At 66.2% G+C, this 20,379-nt stretch carries 20 protein-coding genes, 1 tRNA gene and 1 pseudogene; 18 read left to right on the top strand and 4 right to left on the bottom strand.

Translation table 11 applies throughout. The annotated features are described in order from the left end of the window. Nucleotides 1-13 precede the first annotated feature (13 nt). The 9 genes from DW355_RS02405 to DW355_RS02365 all read left to right on the top strand — a co-directional run bounded on the left by DW355_RS02405 (nt 14) and on the right by DW355_RS02365 (nt 8,700). On the top strand, nt 14-484 hold the full coding sequence (locus DW355_RS02405) for a F0F1 ATP synthase subunit B (RefSeq protein ID WP_131277743.1): 471 nt from the start codon (nt 14-16) through the stop codon (nt 482-484). Nucleotides 485-494: 10 nt separating this feature from the next. Further along, nucleotides 495-1,025 carry a F0F1 ATP synthase subunit delta gene (locus DW355_RS02400; protein ID WP_131277741.1) on the top strand — a complete coding sequence of 177 codons (531 nt, stop codon included), beginning with the start codon at nt 495-497 and terminating at the stop codon, nt 1,023-1,025. A 42-nt stretch (nt 1,026-1,067) separates the two neighbouring features. After that, nucleotides 1,068-2,621: a F0F1 ATP synthase subunit alpha gene (gene atpA / locus DW355_RS02395; protein ID WP_131277739.1), complete on the top strand. Its 1,554-nt coding sequence runs from the start codon at nt 1,068-1,070 to the stop codon at nt 2,619-2,621. Nucleotides 2,622-2,650: 29 nt separating this feature from the next. Further along, a complete protein-coding gene (gene atpG, locus DW355_RS02390; protein ID WP_131277737.1) occupies nt 2,651-3,532 on the top strand; it encodes a F0F1 ATP synthase subunit gamma in 882 nt (293 codons plus the stop codon). A gap of 39 nt (nt 3,533-3,571) precedes the next feature. Beyond that, the gene (atpD, locus tag DW355_RS02385; RefSeq protein WP_131277735.1) at nt 3,572-4,987 is read left to right on the top strand and encodes a F0F1 ATP synthase subunit beta; all 1,416 of its coding nucleotides are present in this window, start codon (nt 3,572-3,574) and stop codon (nt 4,985-4,987) included. Between the two features lie 118 nt (nt 4,988-5,105). After that, complete coding sequence (locus DW355_RS02380) at nt 5,106-5,525, top strand: F0F1 ATP synthase subunit epsilon (RefSeq protein WP_035603589.1); 420 nt, start codon at nt 5,106-5,108, stop codon at nt 5,523-5,525. 119 nt (nt 5,526-5,644) lie between these two features. Then, on the top strand, nt 5,645-6,658 hold the full coding sequence (locus DW355_RS02375; RefSeq protein ID WP_131277733.1) for a YheT family hydrolase: 1,014 nt from the start codon (nt 5,645-5,647) through the stop codon (nt 6,656-6,658). Next, nucleotides 6,651-7,262 carry a DUF2946 family protein gene (locus tag DW355_RS02370; protein WP_131277731.1) on the top strand — a complete coding sequence of 204 codons (612 nt, stop codon included), beginning with the start codon at nt 6,651-6,653 and terminating at the stop codon, nt 7,260-7,262. Before DW355_RS02375 ends, DW355_RS02370 begins: the two co-directional genes overlap by 8 nt. Nucleotides 7,263-7,407: 145 nt before the next feature. After that, nucleotides 7,408-8,700 (top strand): Glu/Leu/Phe/Val family dehydrogenase, encoded by a 1,293-nt coding sequence (locus DW355_RS02365; RefSeq protein WP_131277729.1) that lies wholly within the window; start codon nt 7,408-7,410, stop codon nt 8,698-8,700. Nucleotides 8,701-8,746: 46 nt separating this feature from the next. Here the strand turns inward: DW355_RS02365 and DW355_RS02360 are convergent, their stop codons facing one another. Next, complete coding sequence (locus DW355_RS02360) at nt 8,747-9,238, bottom strand: low molecular weight protein-tyrosine-phosphatase (RefSeq protein WP_131277727.1); 492 nt, start codon at nt 9,236-9,238, stop codon at nt 8,747-8,749. A 144-nt stretch (nt 9,239-9,382) separates the two neighbouring features. Then, a complete protein-coding gene (locus tag DW355_RS02355; RefSeq protein ID WP_131277725.1) occupies nt 9,383-9,892 on the bottom strand; it encodes a c-type cytochrome in 510 nt (169 codons plus the stop codon). Nucleotides 9,893-10,017: 125 nt separating this feature from the next. Here DW355_RS02355 and DW355_RS02350 point away from each other — a divergent pair. Then, nucleotides 10,018-10,093 (top strand) — tRNA-Arg (locus tag DW355_RS02350). Between the two features lie 71 nt (nt 10,094-10,164). On the opposite strand, the gene DW355_RS02345 is transcribed toward DW355_RS02350, so the two are convergent. Next, nucleotides 10,165-11,133, bottom strand: coding sequence for a LysR family transcriptional regulator (locus DW355_RS02345; RefSeq protein ID WP_131277723.1), 969 nt, complete (start codon nt 11,131-11,133; stop codon nt 10,165-10,167). 146 nt (nt 11,134-11,279) lie between these two features. Between DW355_RS02345 and DW355_RS02340 the strand changes: the two genes are divergently transcribed. The 5 genes and pseudogenes from DW355_RS02340 to DW355_RS02320 all read left to right on the top strand — a co-directional run bounded on the left by DW355_RS02340 (nt 11,280) and on the right by DW355_RS02320 (nt 16,557). After that, nucleotides 11,280-12,245, top strand: coding sequence for a Bug family tripartite tricarboxylate transporter substrate binding protein (locus tag DW355_RS02340; protein ID WP_131277721.1), 966 nt, complete (start codon nt 11,280-11,282; stop codon nt 12,243-12,245). Between the two features lie 60 nt (nt 12,246-12,305). Continuing rightward, nucleotides 12,306-13,373, top strand: coding sequence for an Ldh family oxidoreductase (locus tag DW355_RS02335; protein ID WP_131277719.1), 1,068 nt, complete (start codon nt 12,306-12,308; stop codon nt 13,371-13,373). Beyond that, nucleotides 13,370-14,743 carry an NAD-dependent succinate-semialdehyde dehydrogenase gene (locus DW355_RS02330; RefSeq protein ID WP_131277717.1) on the top strand — a complete coding sequence of 458 codons (1,374 nt, stop codon included), beginning with the start codon at nt 13,370-13,372 and terminating at the stop codon, nt 14,741-14,743. The genes DW355_RS02335 and DW355_RS02330 overlap by 4 nt, the downstream gene beginning before the upstream one ends. A gap of 57 nt (nt 14,744-14,800) precedes the next feature. Beyond that, entirely contained in the window at nt 14,801-15,214 is a 414-nt protein-coding gene (locus DW355_RS02325) for a cupin domain-containing protein (protein WP_131277715.1), read from the top strand. An 84-nt stretch (nt 15,215-15,298) separates the two neighbouring features. Continuing rightward, nucleotides 15,299-16,557: pseudogene (locus tag DW355_RS02320) on the top strand (putative Na+/H+ antiporter). 58 nt (nt 16,558-16,615) lie between these two features. Here the strand turns inward: DW355_RS02320 and DW355_RS02315 are convergent. Continuing rightward, nucleotides 16,616-17,518 (bottom strand): LysR substrate-binding domain-containing protein, encoded by a 903-nt coding sequence (locus tag DW355_RS02315; RefSeq protein WP_131277713.1) that lies wholly within the window; start codon nt 17,516-17,518, stop codon nt 16,616-16,618. Nucleotides 17,519-17,589: 71 nt separating this feature from the next. On the opposite strand from DW355_RS02315, the gene DW355_RS02310 reads away from it, so the two are divergent. From DW355_RS02310 to DW355_RS02300, 3 genes are all read left to right on the top strand, one after another. Next, complete coding sequence (locus DW355_RS02310; RefSeq protein WP_131277711.1) at nt 17,590-18,486, top strand: amidohydrolase family protein; 897 nt, start codon at nt 17,590-17,592, stop codon at nt 18,484-18,486. Next, nucleotides 18,483-19,325, top strand: coding sequence for an SDR family NAD(P)-dependent oxidoreductase (locus DW355_RS02305; RefSeq protein ID WP_207388067.1), 843 nt, complete (start codon nt 18,483-18,485; stop codon nt 19,323-19,325). The genes DW355_RS02310 and DW355_RS02305 overlap by 4 nt, the downstream gene beginning before the upstream one ends. 72 nt (nt 19,326-19,397) lie before the next feature. Then, entirely contained in the window at nt 19,398-20,378 is a 981-nt protein-coding gene (locus tag DW355_RS02300) for a Bug family tripartite tricarboxylate transporter substrate binding protein (protein WP_131277709.1), read from the top strand. The last annotated feature ends 1 nt before the right edge of the window (nt 20,379 follow it).

The following is a 20,379-nucleotide window of genomic DNA, read 5'->3' as shown; positions in this document are numbered from 1 at the left end:
AAAGGAGTAAGCCGTGAATATCAATGCAACCCTGATCCTGCAGGCAATCGTCTTCGCGATCCTGGTCTGGTTCACGATGAAATTCGTGTGGCCACCCATCGCCAAGGCGCTTGACGAGCGGGCCCAGAAGATTGCCGATGGTCTCGCCGCCGCCGACAAGGCCAAGGCCGATCTCGCCGCCGCCGACAAACGCGTCGAGGCCGAGCTGGCTTCTTCTCGCAATGAAACGGCTGCCCGCCTGGCCGATGCCGAGCGCCGCGCGCGCGACATCATCGAGGAAGCCAAGGCCCGCGCCAGCGAGGAAGGCAACAAGATCGTCGCCGCCGCCAAGGCCGAGGCCGAGCAGCAGGCCATCGCCGCGCGCGAAGCCCTGCGTGAGCAGGTGGCCGCGCTGGCCGTCAAGGGTGCCGAGCAGATCCTTCGCAAGGAGGTCAATGCTGGCGTCCATGCGGATCTGCTGAGTCGCCTGAAGACTGAGCTGTGAGGGTGTGACCATGGCTGAACTTGCCACCATTGCCCGACCCTACGCCGAAGCGCTGTTCGCTGCGGTCAAGAGCGACCTCGAAGGCGCGTCCCGCTGGGTTGAAGAACTGGCCGCGATCGCGGCCAATGCCCAGCTTCAGCAGTTCGCCGGCAATCCGCGCGCGACCGAGGCGCAGGTGTTCGATCTGATCGCCGGCGTGGCCAAGACGCCGCTGTCCGACGCTGCCAAGAACTTCCTGCGCACCGTCATCGGCAACGGCCGCCTGAGCGCCCTGCCCGAGATTGCCGCCCAGTTTCGCGTGCTCAAGAACGCGCAGGGCGGCATGTCGGACGCCGAGGTTTACAGCGCCTTCCCGATTGAGGGCGCGGCGCTCGAGGGCGTGAAGGCAACGCTGGAAAAGCGCTTCGCCCGCAAGCTCAATGTCAAGGTGGCGCTGGACCCCGAGCTGATCGGCGGTATCCGCGTGGTGGTGGGTGACGAGGTGCTTGACACGTCCGTCAAAGCCCGTCTGGAACAAATGAAAGTGGCGCTCACGGCTTGATGCCGGGTGCGCCGCCCCTCAACGAGTAAGAAGGAAAGAGTCATGCAGCTCAATCCCGCAGAGATCTCTGAACTGATCAAGAGCCGGATCCAAGGCCTGTCCGCCAGCGCCGACATCCGCAATCAGGGCACGGTTGTTTCCGTGACCGACGGCATCGTCCGCATCCACGGTCTGTCCGACGTGATGCAGGGCGAAATGCTGGAGTTCCCGGCCGGCAAGGATGGTCAGCCCACCTACGGCCTGGCCCTGAACCTCGAGCGCGATTCCGTCGGCTCCGTGATTCTGGGCGAGTACGAACACATCTCCGAAGGCGATACCGTCAAGTGCACGGGCCGCATTCTGGAAGTGCCGGTCGGCCCCGAACTGGTTGGCCGCGTGGTGAACGCTCTGGGCCAGCCGATCGATGGCAAGGGCCCGATCAACGCCAAGATGACCGACGTGATCGAGAAGGTCGCACCCGGCGTGATCGCCCGTCAGTCCGTGGACCAGCCCATGCAGTCCGGCCTGAAGTCGATCGACGCCATGGTGCCGGTCGGCCGCGGCCAGCGCGAGCTGATCATCGGCGACCGCCAGACCGGCAAGACCGCCGTGGCCATCGACGCCATCATCAACCAGAAGGGTCAGAACATGACCTGCATCTACGTGGCCATCGGTCAGAAGGCTTCGTCGGTGAAGAACGTGGTGCGTGCGCTGGAGCAGGCCGGCGCGATGGCGTACACCATCGTCGTTGCAGCCACCGCTTCCGAATCGGCTGCCATGCAGTACGTGTCGGCCTACTCCGGCTGCACGATGGGCGAATACTTCCGCGACCGTGGCGAGGACGCCCTGATCGTTTATGACGATCTGTCCAAGCAGGCCGTGGCTTACCGTCAGGTGTCGCTGCTGTTGCGCCGCCCACCGGGTCGCGAAGCCTATCCCGGTGACGTGTTCTATCTGCACAGCCGCCTGCTGGAGCGTGCCGCTCGCGTGAACGCCGACTACGTCGAGGCCTTCACTAAGGGCGCCGTCAAGGGCAAGACCGGTTCGCTGACGGCCCTGCCGATCATCGAAACCCAGGCTGGTGACGTGTCGGCTTTCGTGCCGACCAATGTGATCTCGATCACCGATGGCCAGATTTTCCTGGAAACCAACCTGTTCAACGCCGGTATCCGCCCTGCCATCAACGCCGGTATCTCGGTGTCGCGCGTCGGTGGTGCCGCTCAGACCAAGCTCATCAAGAGCCTGTCCGGCGGTATTCGTACCGACCTCGCGCAGTACCGTGAACTGGCTGCCTTCGCGCAGTTCGCCTCCGATCTGGATGCGTCCACCAAGAAGCAACTGGACCGCGGTGCCCGCGTGACCGAACTGCTCAAGCAGGCCCAGTACAGCCCCTTGTCCATCAGTCTGATGGCCGCCTCCTTGTTCGCCGTGAACAAGGGCTTCCTCGACGACGTCGAAGTCAAGAAGGTGCTTTCCTTCGAAGCCGGCCTGCACGCCTGGCTCAAGGACAAGAGCGCCGCGCTGCTGGCCAAGCTGGAAGCCAACAAGGCCATGGACAAGGATGCCGAAGCCGAACTGAGCGCCGCGATCGCTGCGTTCAAGAAGACCTTCGCGTGATTCCGGCCCGACAGGATTAGGAGCCCACGATGGCAGCAGGCAAGGAAATACGCGGCAAGATCAAATCGGTGGAGAACACCAAGAAGATCACCAAGGCCATGGAAATGGTGGCCGCGTCCAAGATGCGCAAGGCACAGCAGCGCATGGCTTCGGCCCGTCCCTACGCCGAGAAGGTGCGCAACATCGCCACCAACCTCGGCCGGGCCAACCCGGAGTACGTGCATCCCTTCATGCAGACGCATGAAGAGGCCAAGGCCGCCGGCATGATCGTGGTGACGACCGACAAAGGCCTCTGCGGCGGTCTCAACACCAACGTGCTGCGCGCCGTGACCGGCAAACTGCGTGAACTGCAGTCTGCCGGCGTCGAAACGCGGGCGGTGGCCATCGGCAACAAGGGCCTGGGTTTCCTGAACCGCGTCGGCGCCAAGGTGGTGTCGCAGTCCATCCAGCTCGGCGACACGCCGCATCTGGACAAGCTGATCGGTCCGGTCAAGGTACTGCTCGATGCGTACACGCGTGGCGAACTGAACGCGGTGTACCTCTGCTACACCAAGTTCATCAACACCATGCGGCAGGAGCCTGTGGTGCAGCAACTGCTGCCGCTGTCCGTTCAGCAGATGCGCGACGAGACGCAGGCGGCCGGGCCGCAGCACGATTGGGACTACCTCTACGAGCCTGACCCGCAAGCCGTCATCGATGAGCTGCTGTTGCGCTATGTTGAAGCGCTGGTCTACCAGGCCGTGGCCGAGAACATGGCGTCCGAACAGTCCGCCCGCATGGTGGCCATGAAGGCTGCGACCGACAACGCCGGCAACGTGATCAAAGAGCTCAAGCTGGTCTACAACAAGACCCGGCAGGCTGGCATCACCAAGGAACTGTCGGAAATCGTGGCCGGTGCCGCTGCCGTCTGATAGCCGTTTAAGCAAGATTCAATTTACCGGAGCAAAGACATGGCTCAAGCAAACACGCAAGTGCAGGGCAAGATCGTTCAATGTATCGGCGCCGTGGTGGACGTGGAGTTCCCGCGCGACCAGATGCCCCACATCTATGACGCCCTGAAGATGGACGGTTCGGCCCTGACGCTCGAGGTGCAGCAGCAGCTTGGCGACGGTGTGGTCCGTACCATCGCCCTGGGTTCTTCCGACGGCCTGCGCCGCGGCCTGATGGTGACCAACACCGGCAAGCCCATCACCGTGCCCGTGGGCAAGGCGACCCTGGGCCGCATCATGGACGTGCTGGGCAATCCCATCGACGAACGTGGTCCCGTGAATCAGGCCCAGACGGCCTCGATCCACCGCAAGGCCCCGGCTTACGACGAACTGGCGCCTGCACAGGAATTGCTGGAAACCGGCATCAAGGTGATCGACTTGGTCTGCCCCTTCGCCAAAGGTGGCAAGGTGGGTCTGTTCGGCGGCGCGGGCGTGGGCAAGACCGTGAACATGATGGAGCTCATCAACAACATCGCCAAGGCGCACTCGGGGCTGTCCGTGTTTGCCGGCGTGGGTGAGCGTACCCGTGAGGGCAATGACTTCTATCATGAAATGTCGGATGCCGGCGTCGTGAACCAGGAGAGCCTGGGCGACTCCAAGGTGGCCATGGTCTACGGCCAGATGAACGAGCCTCCGGGCAACCGTCTGCGTGTGGCACTGACCGGCCTGACGATGGCCGAAGCCTTCCGTGACGAAGGCAAGGACGTGCTGTTCTTCGTGGACAACATCTACCGCTACACCCTGGCCGGTACCGAAGTGTCCGCCCTGCTGGGTCGCATGCCTTCCGCCGTGGGTTACCAGCCGACGCTGGCCGAGGAAATGGGCCGCCTGCAAGAGCGGATCACGTCGACCAAGGTCGGTTCCATCACCTCGATCCAGGCCGTGTACGTGCCGGCTGACGATTACACGGATCCGTCGCCCGCCACCACCTTCGCCCACCTGGACTCCACCGTGGCGCTGAGCCGTGACATCGCCTCGCTGGGTATCTACCCCGCCGTGGACCCGCTGGACTCCACCAGCCGCCAGCTCGACCCGCAAGTGGTGGGCGAAGAGCACTACAACACGGCCCGCGCCGTGCAAGGCACGCTGCAACGCTACAAGGAACTGCGCGACATCATCGCCATCCTGGGCATGGACGAGCTGGCCCCCGAGGACAAGCTCACCGTGGCCCGCGCGCGCAAGATCCAGCGTTTCCTGTCGCAGCCCTTCCACGTGGCCGAAGTGTTCACCGGCGCTCCGGGCAAGTACGTGCCCCTGGCCGAGACCATCCGCGGCTTCAAGATGATCGTGGCTGGCGAATGCGACCACCTGCCCGAGCAGGCCTTCTACATGGTCGGCACCATCGACGAAGCCTTCGAGAAGGCGAAAAAAGTCTAAGTAAGCGGCGCACACGGGCGTCTGGTGTTGTTGCCGTGCTCGCCGTACTGTTTGTACGGCTGTGCGCGGCGCCTAACCAGCCATCCCGTCTGCTTGCTTACGATGGAAAGGATTGAACATGGCAGCAACTATTCACGTCGATGTGGTCAGTGCCGAAGAGTCCATCTTCTCGGGCGAGGCGCGATTCGTCGCGCTGCCCGGCGAAGCGGGTGAACTCGGCATTTATCCGCGTCACACCCCGCTGATCACGCGCGTCAAGCCCGGTTCGGTGCGCATCGAGCTGGCCGACGGCAAGGAAGAGTTCGTCTTCGTCGCGGGCGGCATCCTCGAAGTGCAGCCTGACTGCGTGACCGTGCTGTCCGACACCGCCGTGCGCGGCAAGGACCTGGACGAGGAAAAGGCGGGCGCCGCGCGCCAGGCTGCCGAGGAGGCGATCAAGAACGCGAAGAGCGAGCTGGACCTGGCCAAGGCCCAGTCCGAGCTGGCGATCGCGGCTGCCGAGATCGCGGCCTTGCGCAAGTACCTGCGCAAGAAGTAATTCCGGCCCATCCGGTCTTGTCAGCAGCCCCGGCAGCGATGCGCGGGGCTGTTTGCTTTGGACCCACGCCCGCAAACCCAAGGGCAGGGCTTGGGTCAACAAGGGACAATCAGCGGTCCATGCAGAACTACCGTGCTCCTCTCTGGCTGCCTGGCGGCCATTTGCAGACCATCTGGCCGGCGCTCTATGGCCAGCGTGTCGAAGGCCGCGCGCCTCGATTCCGCCGTGAACGGTGGGACACGCCCGATGGCGACTTCATCGATGTGGACTGGCTGCAGGACACGGGTGATGCGCCGGCCGGCCTGCTGGTGCTCTTCCACGGTCTGGAAGGCTCTACTCAGAGCCAGTACGCCCAGGCCTACGCCGGTTGGGCAAGGTCGCAAGGCCTGGCTTATGCCGTGCCGCACTTTCGCGGCTGCAGCGGTGAACTGAATTGCGCCCCTCGCGCCTACCACTCGGGGGACTGGCAAGAAATCGACTGGATCCTGCGACGTCTGCGCGCGCGCTTCGCCGCGCCCGGGCAGCGCCTGATCGCGGTCGGCATTTCCCTGGGGGGCAATGCCTTGCTGCGCTGGGCGGGGGAATTGGGCGAGGCCGCCGCGCAGGTGGTGGACGCCGTGGCGGCAGTCTGTTCGCCCCTGGATCTGGCGGCAGGCGGGCACGCCATAGGCCGGGGTTTCAACCGGCAGGTCTACACGCGCATGTTCCTCTCGACCATGAAACCCAAGGCCCTGGCCAAATGGAACCAGCACCCAGGTCTGTTCGACCGTGAGCGGCTGGGCCGCGCGCGTACCCTGTACGAGTTCGATGATGTGTTCACCGCGCCCCTGCACGGATTCCGCAATGTCGACGACTACTGGGATCGTGCCTCGGCCAAGCCGCATCTGCCGGCCATCCGCGTGCCAGCGCTGGCGCTCAACGCCCGCAACGACCCTTTCGTGCCCGCGTCCAGCCTGCCCCGCGCGCAGGACGCCGGGCGCTTCGTGACGCTCTGGCAACCGCCCCAGGGTGGGCATGTGGGGTTCCCCTGCGGGCGCTGGCCGGCCGGCCATGTGATGGACATGCCCCGCGCCGTGGGCGACTGGCTGTTGGACGCTTCGGGCCTGCGAACCAAGGTACCGAGCCGTGGATGACCTCGTCCGACAAGCCATGGCCAAGTGGCCCAACGTGCCTGACTGCTACGGCTGGCTCGGCCTGGATGCGCGCGGCAACTGGTGGATGCGTGACGACCGGGCCCAGGCAGCAGGCGCTTTCGACAGCGGTTTGCCAGGGTCCAGGGGGTCCTTGCTGAAACACGAGAAGCTGATCGAATTCATTCACCGCAACTACGCCTGCGACGACCGGGGTTGCTGGTACTTCCAGAATGGTCCACAGCGGGTGTTCGTGGAACTCGACACCACGCCCTGGATCTGGCGCCTGGATGGCGAGCATGGCATGGGTGTCCAACACGACGGAGCGGTGCCGACCGCCAGCGTGCGCTCACACAGTGGTGTGTCCGCCGCGTTTCTGAACTGCCTGCTGGATGAAGCGGGCCGGCTGTACTTGCTCACGACGCTGGGCTTCGGCCTGGTGCACACCCAGGACATGAATCTGGCCGCCGATCTGGTGGAAGCGGGGCAATGGCAGCCCGAAGCAGCGCATGCGGCGGACCTGCCCGGTCGTTACGGCTATGTCCGCAGTCCGGCGTTCATCGCGGGGGATACGAAGGGCGTGGCCCCCGATACGGGGGCCGCATGAATCTTGTGACAGGCAGCGAAGCCGGACAAAAGCCCACCAAGCCCAAGGTGGCGTAGGTCCTGGCATCTGGAACCCGGCCCAGGCGTCACAATCACGCCCGCAAGCCACCAAGAGGGTGGCTTGCCCCTATCCACAGGAGTCTCTCATGAGTCTGTCCACCCATCCCAACCTGCCCTCCTACCTGAACCCCGCCGATCTGGGGCCCTGGGCCACCTTCCTCGAACAGGTCGACCGCGTGCTGCCCCACTTGGGCAAGCTCAGCGTGTGGGCCGATACCCTGCGCCGTCCCAAGCGTTCCCTGATCGTCGACGTACCCATCCACATGGACGACGGCACGGTGCGGCACTTTGAGGGCTACCGCGTGCAGCACAACGTCTCGCGCGGGCCAGGCAAGGGCGGGGTGCGTTACCACCCCGGCGTGACCCTGTCCGAGGTCATGGCCCTGGCGGGCTGGATGACCGTGAAGAACGCGGCCGTCAACCTGCCCTACGGCGGCGCCAAGGGCGGCATCCGTGTCGATCCGAAACAGCTTTCGATGAGCGAGCTGGAGCGCCTCACGCGTCGTTACACCAGCGAGATCGGCCTCATCATCGGCCCTGAGCGCGACATCCCCGCGCCCGATGTGAACACCAACGAACGCATCATGGCCTGGATGATGGACACCTATTCCATGAACGTCGGGGCTACCAGCACCGGCGTGGTGACGGGCAAGCCCATCACCCTGGGCGGCAGTCTGGGGCGGCGCGATGCCACGGGCCGTGGTTGCTTTGTCGTGGCGCGCGAAGCCATGCAACGCCTGGGCATGGAGATGAAGGGCGCGCGCGTGGCCGTGCAAGGCTTCGGCAACGTGGGCAATGCGGCGGCGCGCGTGTTCCAGGAGAACGGCGCGCGCATCGTGGCCATCCAGGACGTGGCGGGCAGCATCTACAACCCTGCAGGCATCGATCCGCACGCGCTCACGGCGTTCATCGCCGCGCATCAGGGCACCTTGCTGGATTTTCCCGGTGTCGAGCGCATCAGCAATGACAAGTTCTGGGAGGTCGAGTGCGAGGTGATGCTGCCCGCCGCGCTGGAGAACCAGATCACGGCCGACAACGCCGGGCGCATCCGTGCCAAGCTGGTGGTCGAAGGTGCCAACGGCCCCACGACCCCGCAGGCCGAGGACATCCTGCTGGAGCGTGGCACGCTTGTCCTGCCCGACGTGCTGGCCAACGCGGGTGGCGTGACCGTGAGCTATTTCGAGTGGGTGCAGAACGCATCGTCTTTCTTCTGGACCGAAGCCGACATCAACGCCCGCCTCGACCGGGCGCTCAGCGATGCTTTCCGCGCGATTTGGGATCTGGGGCAGGAACGCAAGCTGGCCTTGCGCACGGCCGCCTTCGTGATCGCCTGTACCCGGGTGCTGGAAGCGCGCGAATTGCGCGGTCTGTACCCCTGATCGCCAGGGCCGGTGCCGGCGGGGCGCGCTCGCGTCTGCGTCAGCGTCAGCGCAATTGCTCGCGCACATGCGCGAGCAGGCCGGCGCAGCCGTCCTCGACCAGGTCCAGCACCTGCTCAAAACCTCGCGCTTCGCCGTAATAGGGGTCCGGCACCTCTGCCGCTGAGTGCCGCTGGCACCATCGCGTGAAGGCTTGCAGCTTGTGGCGCAGCTCGGGCGGGCAACGCTGGGTGAGCAGTGCCAGATGACCCTGATCCATGGCCAGGATCAGGTCATGCCGTGTGAAGTCGTCTTCCTCGATCCGGCGTGCGCGCAGGTCAGACAAGTCATAACCGCGCAGCGTCGCGTGGTGCTGGCTGCGTGCGTCGGGCGGATCGCCCATGTGGTAGCCGTGGGTGCCGGCCGAATCCACCCGCACGCGCCGCTGCAAACCGGCTTGCTGCACCTGTTTCAGGAATACGCCATGTGCGGTGGGGCTGCGGCAGATGTTGCCGGTGCAGACGAAGAGCACGGCGTAGTCCCGGTGGCTTGGGGTCATCGTTCTTCCGGGGGGTTGGGCATGGTGGACTGGTCCTCGGCAGCTCACGATGGGGCCGCCCACAAATGGCAAAGCCGAAACGACAAAGCCGGTGCATGACCGGCTTTTGATGGTGGAACGGGCCACAAGGCCCGGGAACTCCAATTACTTCGCGGCGGCCGGTGCGGCCGGTTCCGTGAATTTGCCGCCACCGGCATTGGCCATGAAGGCCACCGCCCGGGCGATCTCGGTGTCGTTGTGCTCGCCACCGCCTTGGGGCGACATGGCGCCTTTGCCCTTGAGGGCGGAGTTCACGAGACTGTCAAAGCTGTTCTTGATGCGGGCGGCCCAGGCGGCATGGTCACCGAACTTGGGCGCGCCGGCGAGACCCGCGCCGTGGCAGGCGATGCACTGGGCCTGATAGACGGCTTCGCCGCTCTTAAGCGGGCGGTTGGCGTCACGAATCTCGACGGAGCCGACCTTCTGGATGCGCTCGGCCACGGACTTTTCCATGTTCGTCGTGCCGGCGGCCGGCTTCTTGTCGGACACCACGAAGAACACCAAGCCAATGATGATGAAAACCGGAAGCACGAAGGCGGCCATGGACACCCACATCACCTGCTTGGGCGTCTTGATCGGGCCCGTGTGGGCTTCTTCGTGTTGTTGTGCGCTCATGTCTTGATCCTTGGAATTCCTGGGAATGGATGACTTGCAATCGGGCCGGATTATAGCTTTGGCCTGTCCGCTGCCGGGCCTCGAGGCCGGCGAAAACGCCTACAATCGCGGGCTGCACACGCAATGCGGCTGTAGCTCAGTGGATAGAGTATTGGCCTCCGAAGCCAAGGGTCGTGGGTTCGATCCCCGCCAGCCGCACCAGATGTTCCCGAGGCTCCCGAGCCGAGGCCTCGCCATGATCCGCTGGCCCCGCGCTCTCGCGGCATCCTCGGCTAAGCGCGCCGGATTGCGCCCGCCGGTTCTGCCTGCTCCCCACTGGCGCCGTCACCCTCCGCGAAACTGAATACGCCTTGCCGCTCCAGGCGCGAGAACTCGGCGATCACGAACTCCTGCACCAAGGCCAGCGCCGGACGCGGACGCGGTTCCGCGCGCGTCGCCAGCACCAGCATGCGGTTGAGCTGCACGCCTGAGATTTCGGACATCACGATCTGCGGGTGCCGGGGGTGCTGCGGCGTTCCCTTGAAGACCGACACCGGCATGATGGTCGCCCAACGGCCCCGCGCGACCAGTTCGCGGATGGTGTCGATCGAATCGATCTCCGCATGCACGGGCAAGGACCGGCCGACCCGGACCAATTGGCGGTCCAAGATGCCGCGGTGCAGGCTGGTCATCAGCAGGGGGATGCGCGTGAGCTGAGCCACCGACACGATGGGGCCGACGCGCATCTGCGTGTGGGAGACCAGCGCGAACGGCTCCCCCAGCAAGGGCTGCAGCGACAGCGCACGTCCAGGCTCCGGGTTGGTGACGATGGCCATGTCGATCATGCCGCGCGTCAGCAGGTCGAGCAGCGTGGGGGTGAAAGCTTCGCGGCACCGCAGCTCCACTTCCTCGAGTGACTGAACGCAGGTCTCGAACAGCCCCGGCAGCAGCAGCTGCGCCAGCGTGGGCGACGTGCCGAGCACGATGGTGGCCTTGTCCCGCTGCCGGTGATGGGCCAGCTGCTGGCCCAGCCGCGTGGCCTCGGCCAGCATGCGCTGCGCGGATTCATAAAAAGTCACCCCCGCCGGGGTCGGCCGCACGCCGCGCGGCAGACGCTGCAACAGCTGCGTGCCCATTTCCTGCTCCAGATCCCGCAGCTGACGCGTCAACGCCGGCTGCGCGATCGGGATGGCCGCCGCCGCCGCCGTCAGGCTGCCGGCGTCAACGATCGCGATGAAATAGCGCAGGGTTCGGAGGTTCATGAGGGGCGGTTGTTACATCGAGGGCCGCCGGTGTTACAGCGATAGCTGAATGATATGGCGGGAGGCGAATTCAGCATTAGACAAAACCTGTCGCCTCAAGACACCATGCAAACGCTTCCATTTTCAAGGACGTCGTTAGGGAACTTATGAAAAAACTGAATCGCCTGTTGTTGACCGCTCTGCTCGCGCTGCCGCTCGTCGGCATGGCCCAGAACTATCCGAACAAGCCGATCAAGATGATCATCCCGCTGGCCACGGGCAGCGCGGTGGACAACGCCGCGCGCCTAGTCGCGCAGAAGATGAGCGACTCCATGGGGCAGGGTGTGGTGATTGAGAACCTGCCGGGCTCTTCCGGCCTGGTCGGTGCCGACCGTGTCGCGCGTTCCACGCCCGACGGCTACACCATCGGTGGCTTCAATGACAGCATCCTGACCATGGTGCCCAACCTGAACCCGAAGACACCCTGGAACGCCCTGACCGACTTCGCGCCGGTGTCCCTGGTGGGCACGATCGAATGGGGCCTGGTGGTCAAGGCCGATTCACCGTACCGCACCCTGTCGGATTTCCTGGCCGCCGCCAAGGCGGCGCCCGGCAAGCTCAACTACGGCTCGGGTGGCAACGGCAGCCCGCAGCACATCGCCATGGCGCTCGTTGCCGGCCGCGCCAATCTGGACCTGGTGCACATCCCCTACAAGGGCGCGACGCCCGCCGCGGTTGGCGTGGCCGCGGGCGAGGTAGATGCGTCCATGCAGGGCCTGGGCACCGTGACCTCGCTGATCCAGGCCGGCAAGCTACGCCTGCTGGCCGTGTCGACGCCGGAGCGCATGCCCCAGTACCCGAGCGTGCCGACATTCCAGGAAAGTGGCATGCCGGGTTTCACCTTCAACTCCTGGTTCGCCATGGTGGCGCCCGCCGGCACGCCCGCGCCCATCATCAAGCGGCTCAACGACGAAGTGCGCAAGGCCGTGGCGGATCCGGAACTGCAGAAGCAGCTGACGGCCATCGGCGTCACGCCGCGGGGCACCTCGGCCGCTGACTTCGGTGCCGCGACCAAGAAGCAGTTCGAGCTGTATCGCAAGGTGATCCAGGACAACAAGATCACGGCCGATTGAGATTGTGAGATTGAGCTTTGCGCCCCGGTTTCTCCGGGGCGTTTTTCACCGCGTGTTTCCATGAGTTCCACCCTCGTCTCCCAAGCTTCACTCCAGCGTTTCATCCAGTCGGCCTTCGTCAACCAGGGGCTGCCCGAGGCGGACGCGACCCAGGTCGCCCGCCTGATGGCGGAGGCCGATCTGCAGGGCTCGGACGGGCATGGCGTGATCCGCCTGCCGCAGTACATCAAGCGCATTCAGGCCGGGGGCATCAACAAGCACCCCGACATCCGCATCGTGCGGGAGCGCGCAGGCATGGCGGTGGTGGACGGTGACAATGGCATGGGCCACCTGGTGGTCTCGCGCGCGGTGGACATCGCCATCGAGAAGGCGCGCAACACCGGGGTGGCCTGGGTCGGCACGCGCTACAGCAACCATGCCGGCCCGGCTTCGTTGTATGCCCGGCGCCCGCTGGAGCACGACATGCTGGGCCTGTACTTCGCGGTGGGCAATGCCAATCACCTGCCGCCCTGGGGTGGCATGGACATGCTGCTGTCGACCAACCCGATCGCGGCCGGCATCCCCGCCGACGAAGAGCCGCCCGTGGTGCTGGACATGGCCACCACGGTGGCGGCCTACGGCAAGGTCAAGGCCAAGGCCAAGCGTGGGGAGCAGATGCCGGTGGGCTGGATGATCGACCGCGAGGGCAAGCCCCTGCTCGATCCCCAGCGCGCCAACGAGGGCTTTCTGCTGCCGATTGGCGAACACAAGGGCTATGGGCTGGCGCTCATGGTCGGCCTGCTGGCCGGCACCCTGGGCGGCGCGGCCATGGGCCGTGACGTGATCGACTTCAACGCCGATTTCAAGACCGTCACCAACACCGGCCAGGCCATCCTGGTCATCGACCTCTCGGCCTTCGGCGACCCGGCCGATTTCAAGCACGCGGTGGACCACCTGGTGCGCGACATCCGTGGCAGCCAGCGCCTGCCGGGCGTGGAGCGCATCTGGCTGCCGGGCGAGCAGAGCCATGAGAAACGTGCCCGTTACCGCGAGGCCGGCATTCCCATCGCCAACGGTCTGATGGCCGATCTGCAGGTCCTGGCGACCGAGCTCGGCATCGCCCCCCTGATGGGCAAGGCTTCGGCATGATCACTTCCCTGAACCCCGCCACCGACGCCGTGCTGGCCCGGTACACGCCGCACAGCGGCGAGCAGGTGGCGCAGCGGCTGGCACAGGCCGCGCGCGCGCAAAAGACCTGGGCCCGTACACCGCTGGCCGAGCGCTTGGCTTTGCTGCGCCGCGTGGCGCGTGTCCTGCGCGAAGCCAGGGACGAGCTCGCGCCCCTGGCCACGCTGGAGATGGGCAAACCCCTGGCCGAAGCGCAAGCCGAGGTGGAGAAATGCGCCTGGAACTTCGAGTTTTACGCGGACGCTGCCCCCGGCTTCCTGCAAGACCAGGTGGTGCCCAGCGGCGCCAGTGACAGCCGTCTGGTCTACGACCCGCTGGGCGTGGTGCTGGCCGTCATGCCCTGGAACTACCCGTATTGGCAAGTCATGCGCGCCGCCGCGCCCGTGCTGGCTGCTGGCAACGGCCTGGTGCTCAAGCACGCCAGCAACGTGCCGCAGTGCGCCCTGGCCCTGGAAGACGTGTTCCGCCGGGCTGGCGCGCCCGAGGGCCTGTTCGTTGCTTTGCTGGTGGGCGCGGGCGAAGTCGCCGGCCTGATCCAGGACCCCCGCATCGCCGCCGTCACCTTCACCGGCTCCACGCCGGCCGGCCGCAGCATCGCGGCCCAGGCCGGGCAGGCGCTCAAGAAACAGGTGCTCGAACTGGGCGGCTCGGACCCGTTCATCGTGCTGGCCGACGCCGATGTCGAGGCGGCAGCCAAGGTCGCGGTCAAGGCGCGGTTCCAGAACACGGGTCAGAGCTGCATCGCCGCCAAGCGTTTCATCGTCGAGCAAGCCGTTGCCTCTCGCTTCACGGAGGCCTTTTGCGAACTCACCCGCCAACTGGTGGTGGGCGACCCGATGGTCGCCGGCATCACCCAGGGTGCCATGGCCAAGCGCAGCCTGCGTGACGAATTGCATGCGCAGGTGTTGGCCACGGTGAAGGAGGGCGCACGCCTGCTGATGGGCGGCCGTCCTGTTGACGGTCCGGGGGCTTTCTACCAGCCGACCGTGCTGGACCAGGTCAGTCCCGACATGACCGCCGCGCGCGAGGAAACGTTCGGACCGGCCGCCACCCTTCTGCGGGTGGCCGATGCCGACGAGGCCGTGCGCGTGGCCAATGGCACGCCGTTCGGTCTGGGGGCCGCGCTCTGGACCACCGACCTGGACCGTGCAAGGCGCCTGAGCCGCGAGATTGAGGCGGGTGCCGTCTTCGTCAACGGCCTGGTCGCGTCCGACCCGCGCCTGCCCTTCGGCGGCGTCAAAGAATCGGGCTACGGACGCGAACTGGGCGCGCTGGGCCTGCACGAATTCACCAACATCAAGACCGTGTGGACTGGCCCCGCGCGCGTCTGAGAGACTCTTGCCCTGAGCGATCCAAAGTCCGGGCCGTCGCCCGAAGGAGACACCACGATGACCGCCACCGCCCTCAAGCACGCCGTGCTGCGCCCCGATCAGCTCAAGAGCCACGACCGCGGAGGTGGCGCGCGGACCACACCGCTGGTGCTGCCGTCGATTGGTGCCACCACCTTCATCAACGGCATCACCGAGTTCGCGCCTGGTACCGCCATTCCCTTCCACAGTCATAACTGCGAGGAAAGCGTGATGCTGCTCAGCGGTCACGCCTACCTGGACATCGATGGCGAGGTGCACGAGCTGCAGCCGCTGGACACGACCTTCATTCCGCCCAATGTGCCGCATCGCTTCCGCAATAGGTCGGACACCGAACCCATGAAGATCCTCTGGATCTATGCCTCGGTGCATGCCACTCGCACGCTGATCGACACGGGTGAGACCCGCCCGGTCGCGGCCGAGCACGCAAGGTAAAATACCCCCGGGTGCCATGCCAGACGGGCATGGCAGGTACAGCGCAGGCCGGGCCGCCGCGCGGCTTGTTCACGACCTGTTGCCATGACACCCACGCCCATCGAGGCCGTTGCCGCCTCCCTCTTTACCCTGGCTCTGCTGCACACCTTTCTCGCCAAGCAGTTCGAGCGCCTCTCCCACCGTTTTCCCCGCCATGCGGGCCTCCTCCACCTGCTGGGCGAGGTCGAGGTGGTGTTTGGCTTCTGGGCCATCGTCCTCGTGGTGACGATGGCCTTGATGGTGGACGCGGGGGCAGCGCTGGCCTACGCCGACAGCCGCAACTACACCGAGCCTTTGTTTGTCGTCGCGGTCATGGTGGTCGCGGCGTCCAAGCCCATCATGCAGACCGTGGCAGGCTTTATTCGCATGCTCGCGTTGCGCGCGCCGGTGTCCTCCCCCGTGGCCTCGGTCTGGCTGGGTTTCGCCGCCGTGCCCCTGCTGGGCTCGCTGGTCACGGAGCCCGCCGCGATGACGATCGCCGCGCTCATGCTCGCCCCCCAGGTGTTCCGCCCGGCCGTGCCAACGCTGCCCAAGTACTTCGCGTTGGGCGTTTTGTTCGTGAACATTTCCATCGGTGGAACCTTGACGTCGTACGCGGCCCCGCCCGTGCTCATGGTCGCCCAGGCCTGGGGCTGGGACAGCACCTTCATGTTCACCCAATTCGGTTGGAAGGCCGCGGTGGCCGTGTTCGTCAACGCCACGGCGGTGACCTGGGTGCTGCGGCCGCACCTCGTGGCGCTGGACGTGGCCGGTGCGGGTGGGCGGGAGCGCCACGTGCCTTGGGCGCTTGTGCTGGTCCATGCCGGTTTGCTGGCCGGTATCGTCGCGCTTGCACACCACCCGGTCATGTTCCTGGCCTTGTTCCTGATGTTCCTGGGCTTCACGCAAGCCTATGCCCGCCACCAGAGCCCGCTGGTGCTGCGCGAGGCATTGCTGGTGGGCTTTTTCCTGGCGGGCCTGGTCGTGTTGGGGGGCATGCAGGCCTGGTGGCTGCAGCCCTTGGTCAGCAGCCTTGCGCCGCTGGAGCTGTACTGGGGCGCGATGGCGCTGACCGCCATCACCGACAACGCGGCGCTGACGTACCTCGGCTCGCTGATCGCCGGCATTTCCGACGAGGCCAAGTACATGCTGGTGGCCGGGGCGGTGGCGGGGGCGGGCTCACCGTGATCGCCAACGCCCCCAATCCTGCCGGCGCGGCCTTGCTGAAAAAAGGCTTCACGCACGAGGCCATCAGCATCGGTGGGTTGCTGCTTGGCGCGCTGCTGCCCACGGGGGTGGCTGCCGCTGCGTTGCTTCTGCTCTGAGCGCCGGCCCGCGCAGGGGTGATGCCGATCGCCTCGCGCGTGAGGTGCACCGCGTCGCTCAGCGGGACGCGCCCATGAGCATGGCCCGATGGTCCAGTTCCAGCAGCAGGGCGTGCGTTTCCTTGAGCAGGCGGGTGTTGGGCCCCGCCAGCGGGGTGGCCAGCACCAGCTTGTTGCGCACCCCGGGTGGGCCGATGGGGGCATGCGGCAACGGCACGCCCGAGCCCAGTTTCAGCGCACTTTCTGGCAGCAGGGTGCTGCCCACGCCGCGTTCGACCAGGGCCAGCACCGTCTGGACCGCGCCCACTTCGGCCAGTACCTGCAGCGTGATGCCGCGCGGCAGCAGCAGGGCCTCGACCAGGCTGCGGATGGAATTGGGCGCGCTGGGCAACACCACGGGATAGCCTGGCAACGCGGACAGGGCGACACGGGCCGGCAGCGCGGTGCCCGGAGGCGCCACCAGCAGCAAAGGCTCCTGCAGCAGCGTGTGGTAGCTGAGCTGGGGCGAGGGCGCAGGATCGAAAAGCAACGCGAGGTCCAGCCGTCCGGCCACCAGCCATTCCCGCAGGTGCAGGCTCAAGCCTTCCGAGATCGACAGCACCGCGCGCGGCAGGCGCTCGCGAAAGCGCGCCACGAGTTCGGCGCTCAGGCGCAGCGCCACGCGCGGTGGCAGACCGATCACCACGCGTCCGGATGGACTGGCATTGAGTTCGCGCAGTTCCTCGCGCGCGCGCGTGGCGATTTCCAGAATCTGGCGGGCATGCGCCAGCAGGGCTAGCCCCGCCTCCGTCGGCATGACACCGCGACCGGTGCGCGTGAGCAGCCGCTGCCGCACATCGGCTTCAAGCAGGGCGACCTGGCGGCTCAGCGATGGTTGCGTCATGTGCAACGCGGCGGCCGCGGCGCTGAAGCTGCCCGATTCAACCACGCGGACGAAGTACTGAAGCTGACGCATATCCATAGAACATGAGCATAGCTGCTATAGAAGCCATTGACTTCCCGAATCCTTGGCCGGTTTCAATAATGCCCCTGATGTCAGCCCACTCCCCCGAGCCTCAGCCTGTGCTCACCTACCTGCGACAGCCCAGCAAGCCCGCCTTGCAACTGCCCGCTGGAGCCTGCGACGCCCACGTTCACGTGTTCGGCCCCGCCTCGGACTATCCCTATGCGCCGCAGCGTCACATGACGCCCGTGGACGCCCCGCGCGAGACCTTGTTCGCGCTGCACCGCCATCTGGGGATCGAGCGTTGCGTGATCGTGCAATCGATGGTGCATGGCCAGGACAACCGCGTGGTCGAGGACGCGATCGCGGCCGGCCAGGGACGCTACCTGGGTGTCGCGCTGGTCGATGTCGGCGTCGCCGATGCGGAGTTGCGCCGTCTGGCTGCCGCCGGCTTTCGGGGCGTGCGCTTCAACTTCATGCAGCGGCTGGGCGCGGCCAGCCCGGTGGAACCCATCATCGCCTTGACCCGGCGCCTGGCTGAAGTCGGCATGCACCTGCAGGTGCATTTCGAGAGCGCGCTGATCCACATGCTGGCGCAGCCGCTGGCGCGCAGCGCGGTGCCCGTGGTAATCGACCACATGGGGCGCGTCGACGCCACCCTGGGTGCGGGGCACGCGGACTTCCAGGCCCTGCTGCGCCTGATGGAGAACCCGCTGTTTCGCGTCAAGGTCAGCGGCATCGACCGCATCGATGCGCTGGCGCCATCCGATCGTCGTTACGCTGCTGGCGAGGCCCTGGCGCGGGAACTCGTGGCGCGTTTTCCCGAGCGCTGCCTGTGGGGCACGGACTGGCCGCACCCCAACCACACCCACGTGCCGGACGACGGAGCGCTGGTGGACGCGCTGGCGCGTGTCATGCCGGACCGGACCCATCTGGAACAGGTGCTGGTCCACAACCCGCTGCATTTCTACGGTTTCTCTGCATGACGCATCCGCACCCGATTCCCGACCCCTTCGCCGTGCCTGTGGCCGGCCGTCTCGCAGGCAAGGTCGCCCTGGTCACTGGCGCGGGTTCCGTCGGACCCGGTTGGGGCAACGGCCGTGCCGTGGCCGTGCGCTTCGCGCAGGAAGGCGCCATCGTCCATGGCGTGGACCTGGACGCGCGGCGGCTCAGTGACACGGCCGACAAGGTGGCGGCCTGTGCCGGGCGTTTCATCGGCGGTGAATGCGACGTCACCCAGTCGGCCTCGGTCGAGGCGGCGGTGCGGCGCGTGCTGGAAGTCGAAGGCCGCATCGACATCCTGGTCAACAACGTCGGTGGTTCCGCCAAGGGTGGTCCCTTGGAGATGAGCGAGGCGGTGTGGGACCAACAGATCGCCTTCAACCTCAAGAGCGTGTTCCTGACCAGCAAGCATGTGCTGCCGGCCATGCTGGCGCAGGGCGCGGGAGTCATCGTCAATGTGGCCTCCACCTCTGGCCTGCGCTGGACCGGGGCCGCCCAGGTAGCCTACGCCGCCGCCAAGGCCGGGGTGATCCAGATGTCGAAGGTGATGGCGGTCGAATACGCCAGCCGCGGCATCCGCGTCAACACCGTGGTGCCTGGCCAGTTGCACACGCCCATGGTGGAGGCGCGCCTGGCCGGCCAGCGCGCGGGCGGTGACCTCCAGGCCCTGTTGCAGGCCCGCCAGGCCCGCATCCCTTTGCCCTTCATGGGCGACGGCCGGGACACGGCGACCGCGGCCGCCTTCCTGGCCAGCGACGAGGCCCGTTTCATCACGGGCACCGAGATCGTGGTGGACGGCGGCATGTCCGTGCGCTGCGATTGAGGTGCCAACCCCGAGCAAACCGATCACGCCGCTCACTGACTCACCCATCACCCTCACCACTTGGAGACCGACATGAACCACCATTTCCTGAACCGCCGCAATTTCTCATTGGGCGCCGGCGCTGCCCTGTTCGGTGCCGCCCTGCCCCTGCGGGCGCAAGGCAAGGTCACGCGCCTGATCGTTGCCTTTCCGCCCGGTGGCCCGGTGGATTTCGTGGCTCGCACCCTGGGTGAGGCCATGACGCAAGAGCTGGGGCACCCGGTCATCATCGAGAACAAGCCCGGCGGCAATGGCGCCATCGCGGCTGAGTTCGTGGCGCGTTCCGCGCCGGATGCCGCGACGCTTTGGTTGACCAGCGTCGGCGCCGTCGCCATCAATCCCTCTCTGTACCCCCGCCTGAGCTACGACCCGCTGAAGGACCTGACACCGGTGTCCCTGGTCGTCAACAACGTGGAGGTGCTGGTGGTGCCCACCAACGCGCCCTACAACACAGGCGCCGAATTTGTCGAGGCGGCGCGCAAGCGCGGCCCCGAGGCGCTGGCCATGGCCTCTTCCGGCTCGGGCAGCGTGCCGCATCTGGCCATGGAACTGCTGAATGACGCGGCCGGCATCAAGCTCATGCACGTGCCCTACAAAGGCGCCGCGCCCGCCATCACCGATGTGATCGCCGGTCACGTGGACGGTTTCTTCGGTGACATTCCCGGTCTCATCAACCACATCAAGGGGGGCAAGCTCAAGGCCATCGGCATTGCCTCCGCGCGCCGCCATCCTTTGCTGCCGGAAGTGAAGACCTTCAAGGAAATGGGCATCGCCGGCGTGGACTCGGACAACTGGTATGCCCTGTTTGCGGGCAAGGGCACGCCAGCCGCGGAAGTCAATCGCGTCAATCGCGCGGTGCGCAATGCCTTGCAGAAAGAGGCCGTGCGCAGCAAGCTGGCAGCCTCGGGCGCCGAGCCCGGCGCGAATTCGCCCGCGGAACTCGCGGCCCTGCTGCGCGCGGACACGGACAAATGGGCCCGCGTGGTCAAGGCCAAACAGATCAAGCCCGATTGAC

This window comes from Hylemonella gracilis, assembly GCF_004328645.1.
In the GTDB taxonomy this organism is placed as follows: Bacteria; Pseudomonadota; Gammaproteobacteria; order Burkholderiales; family Burkholderiaceae_C; genus Hylemonella; species Hylemonella gracilis_B.
The sequence above is the reverse complement of the archived record's forward strand: the minus strand, read 5'-3'. Positions and strand labels throughout refer to the sequence as shown.

Coding starts and splice junctions, on each gene's coding strand:
- DW355_RS02375 (WP_131277733.1), top strand. CDS start 5,645: ATGCAGAACTACCGTGCTCCTCTCTGGCTGCCTGGCGGCCATTTGCAG.
- DW355_RS02325 (WP_131277715.1), top strand. CDS start 14,801: ATGACCGCCACCGCCCTCAAGCACGCCGTGCTGCGCCCCGATCAGCTC.
- DW355_RS02310 (WP_131277711.1), top strand. CDS start 17,590: ATGTCAGCCCACTCCCCCGAGCCTCAGCCTGTGCTCACCTACCTGCGA.
- DW355_RS02345 (WP_131277723.1), bottom strand. CDS start 11,133: ATGAACCTCCGAACCCTGCGCTATTTCATCGCGATCGTTGACGCCGGC.
- DW355_RS02355 (WP_131277725.1), bottom strand. CDS start 9,892: ATGAGCGCACAACAACACGAAGAAGCCCACACGGGCCCGATCAAGACG.
- DW355_RS02365 (WP_131277729.1), top strand. CDS start 7,408: ATGAGTCTGTCCACCCATCCCAACCTGCCCTCCTACCTGAACCCCGCC.
- DW355_RS02315 (WP_131277713.1), bottom strand. CDS start 17,518: ATGGATATGCGTCAGCTTCAGTACTTCGTCCGCGTGGTTGAATCGGGC.
- DW355_RS02400 (WP_131277741.1), top strand. CDS start 495: ATGGCTGAACTTGCCACCATTGCCCGACCCTACGCCGAAGCGCTGTTC.
- DW355_RS02380 (WP_035603589.1), top strand. CDS start 5,106: ATGGCAGCAACTATTCACGTCGATGTGGTCAGTGCCGAAGAGTCCATC.
- atpG (WP_131277737.1), top strand. CDS start 2,651: ATGGCAGCAGGCAAGGAAATACGCGGCAAGATCAAATCGGTGGAGAAC.
- DW355_RS02340 (WP_131277721.1), top strand. CDS start 11,280: ATGAAAAAACTGAATCGCCTGTTGTTGACCGCTCTGCTCGCGCTGCCG.
- DW355_RS02305 (WP_207388067.1), top strand. CDS start 18,483: ATGACGCATCCGCACCCGATTCCCGACCCCTTCGCCGTGCCTGTGGCC.
- atpA (WP_131277739.1), top strand. CDS start 1,068: ATGCAGCTCAATCCCGCAGAGATCTCTGAACTGATCAAGAGCCGGATC.
- DW355_RS02360 (WP_131277727.1), bottom strand. CDS start 9,238: ATGACCCCAAGCCACCGGGACTACGCCGTGCTCTTCGTCTGCACCGGC.
- DW355_RS02300 (WP_131277709.1), top strand. CDS start 19,398: ATGAACCACCATTTCCTGAACCGCCGCAATTTCTCATTGGGCGCCGGC.
- atpD (WP_131277735.1), top strand. CDS start 3,572: ATGGCTCAAGCAAACACGCAAGTGCAGGGCAAGATCGTTCAATGTATC.
- DW355_RS02330 (WP_131277717.1), top strand. CDS start 13,370: ATGATCACTTCCCTGAACCCCGCCACCGACGCCGTGCTGGCCCGGTAC.
- DW355_RS02335 (WP_131277719.1), top strand. CDS start 12,306: ATGAGTTCCACCCTCGTCTCCCAAGCTTCACTCCAGCGTTTCATCCAG.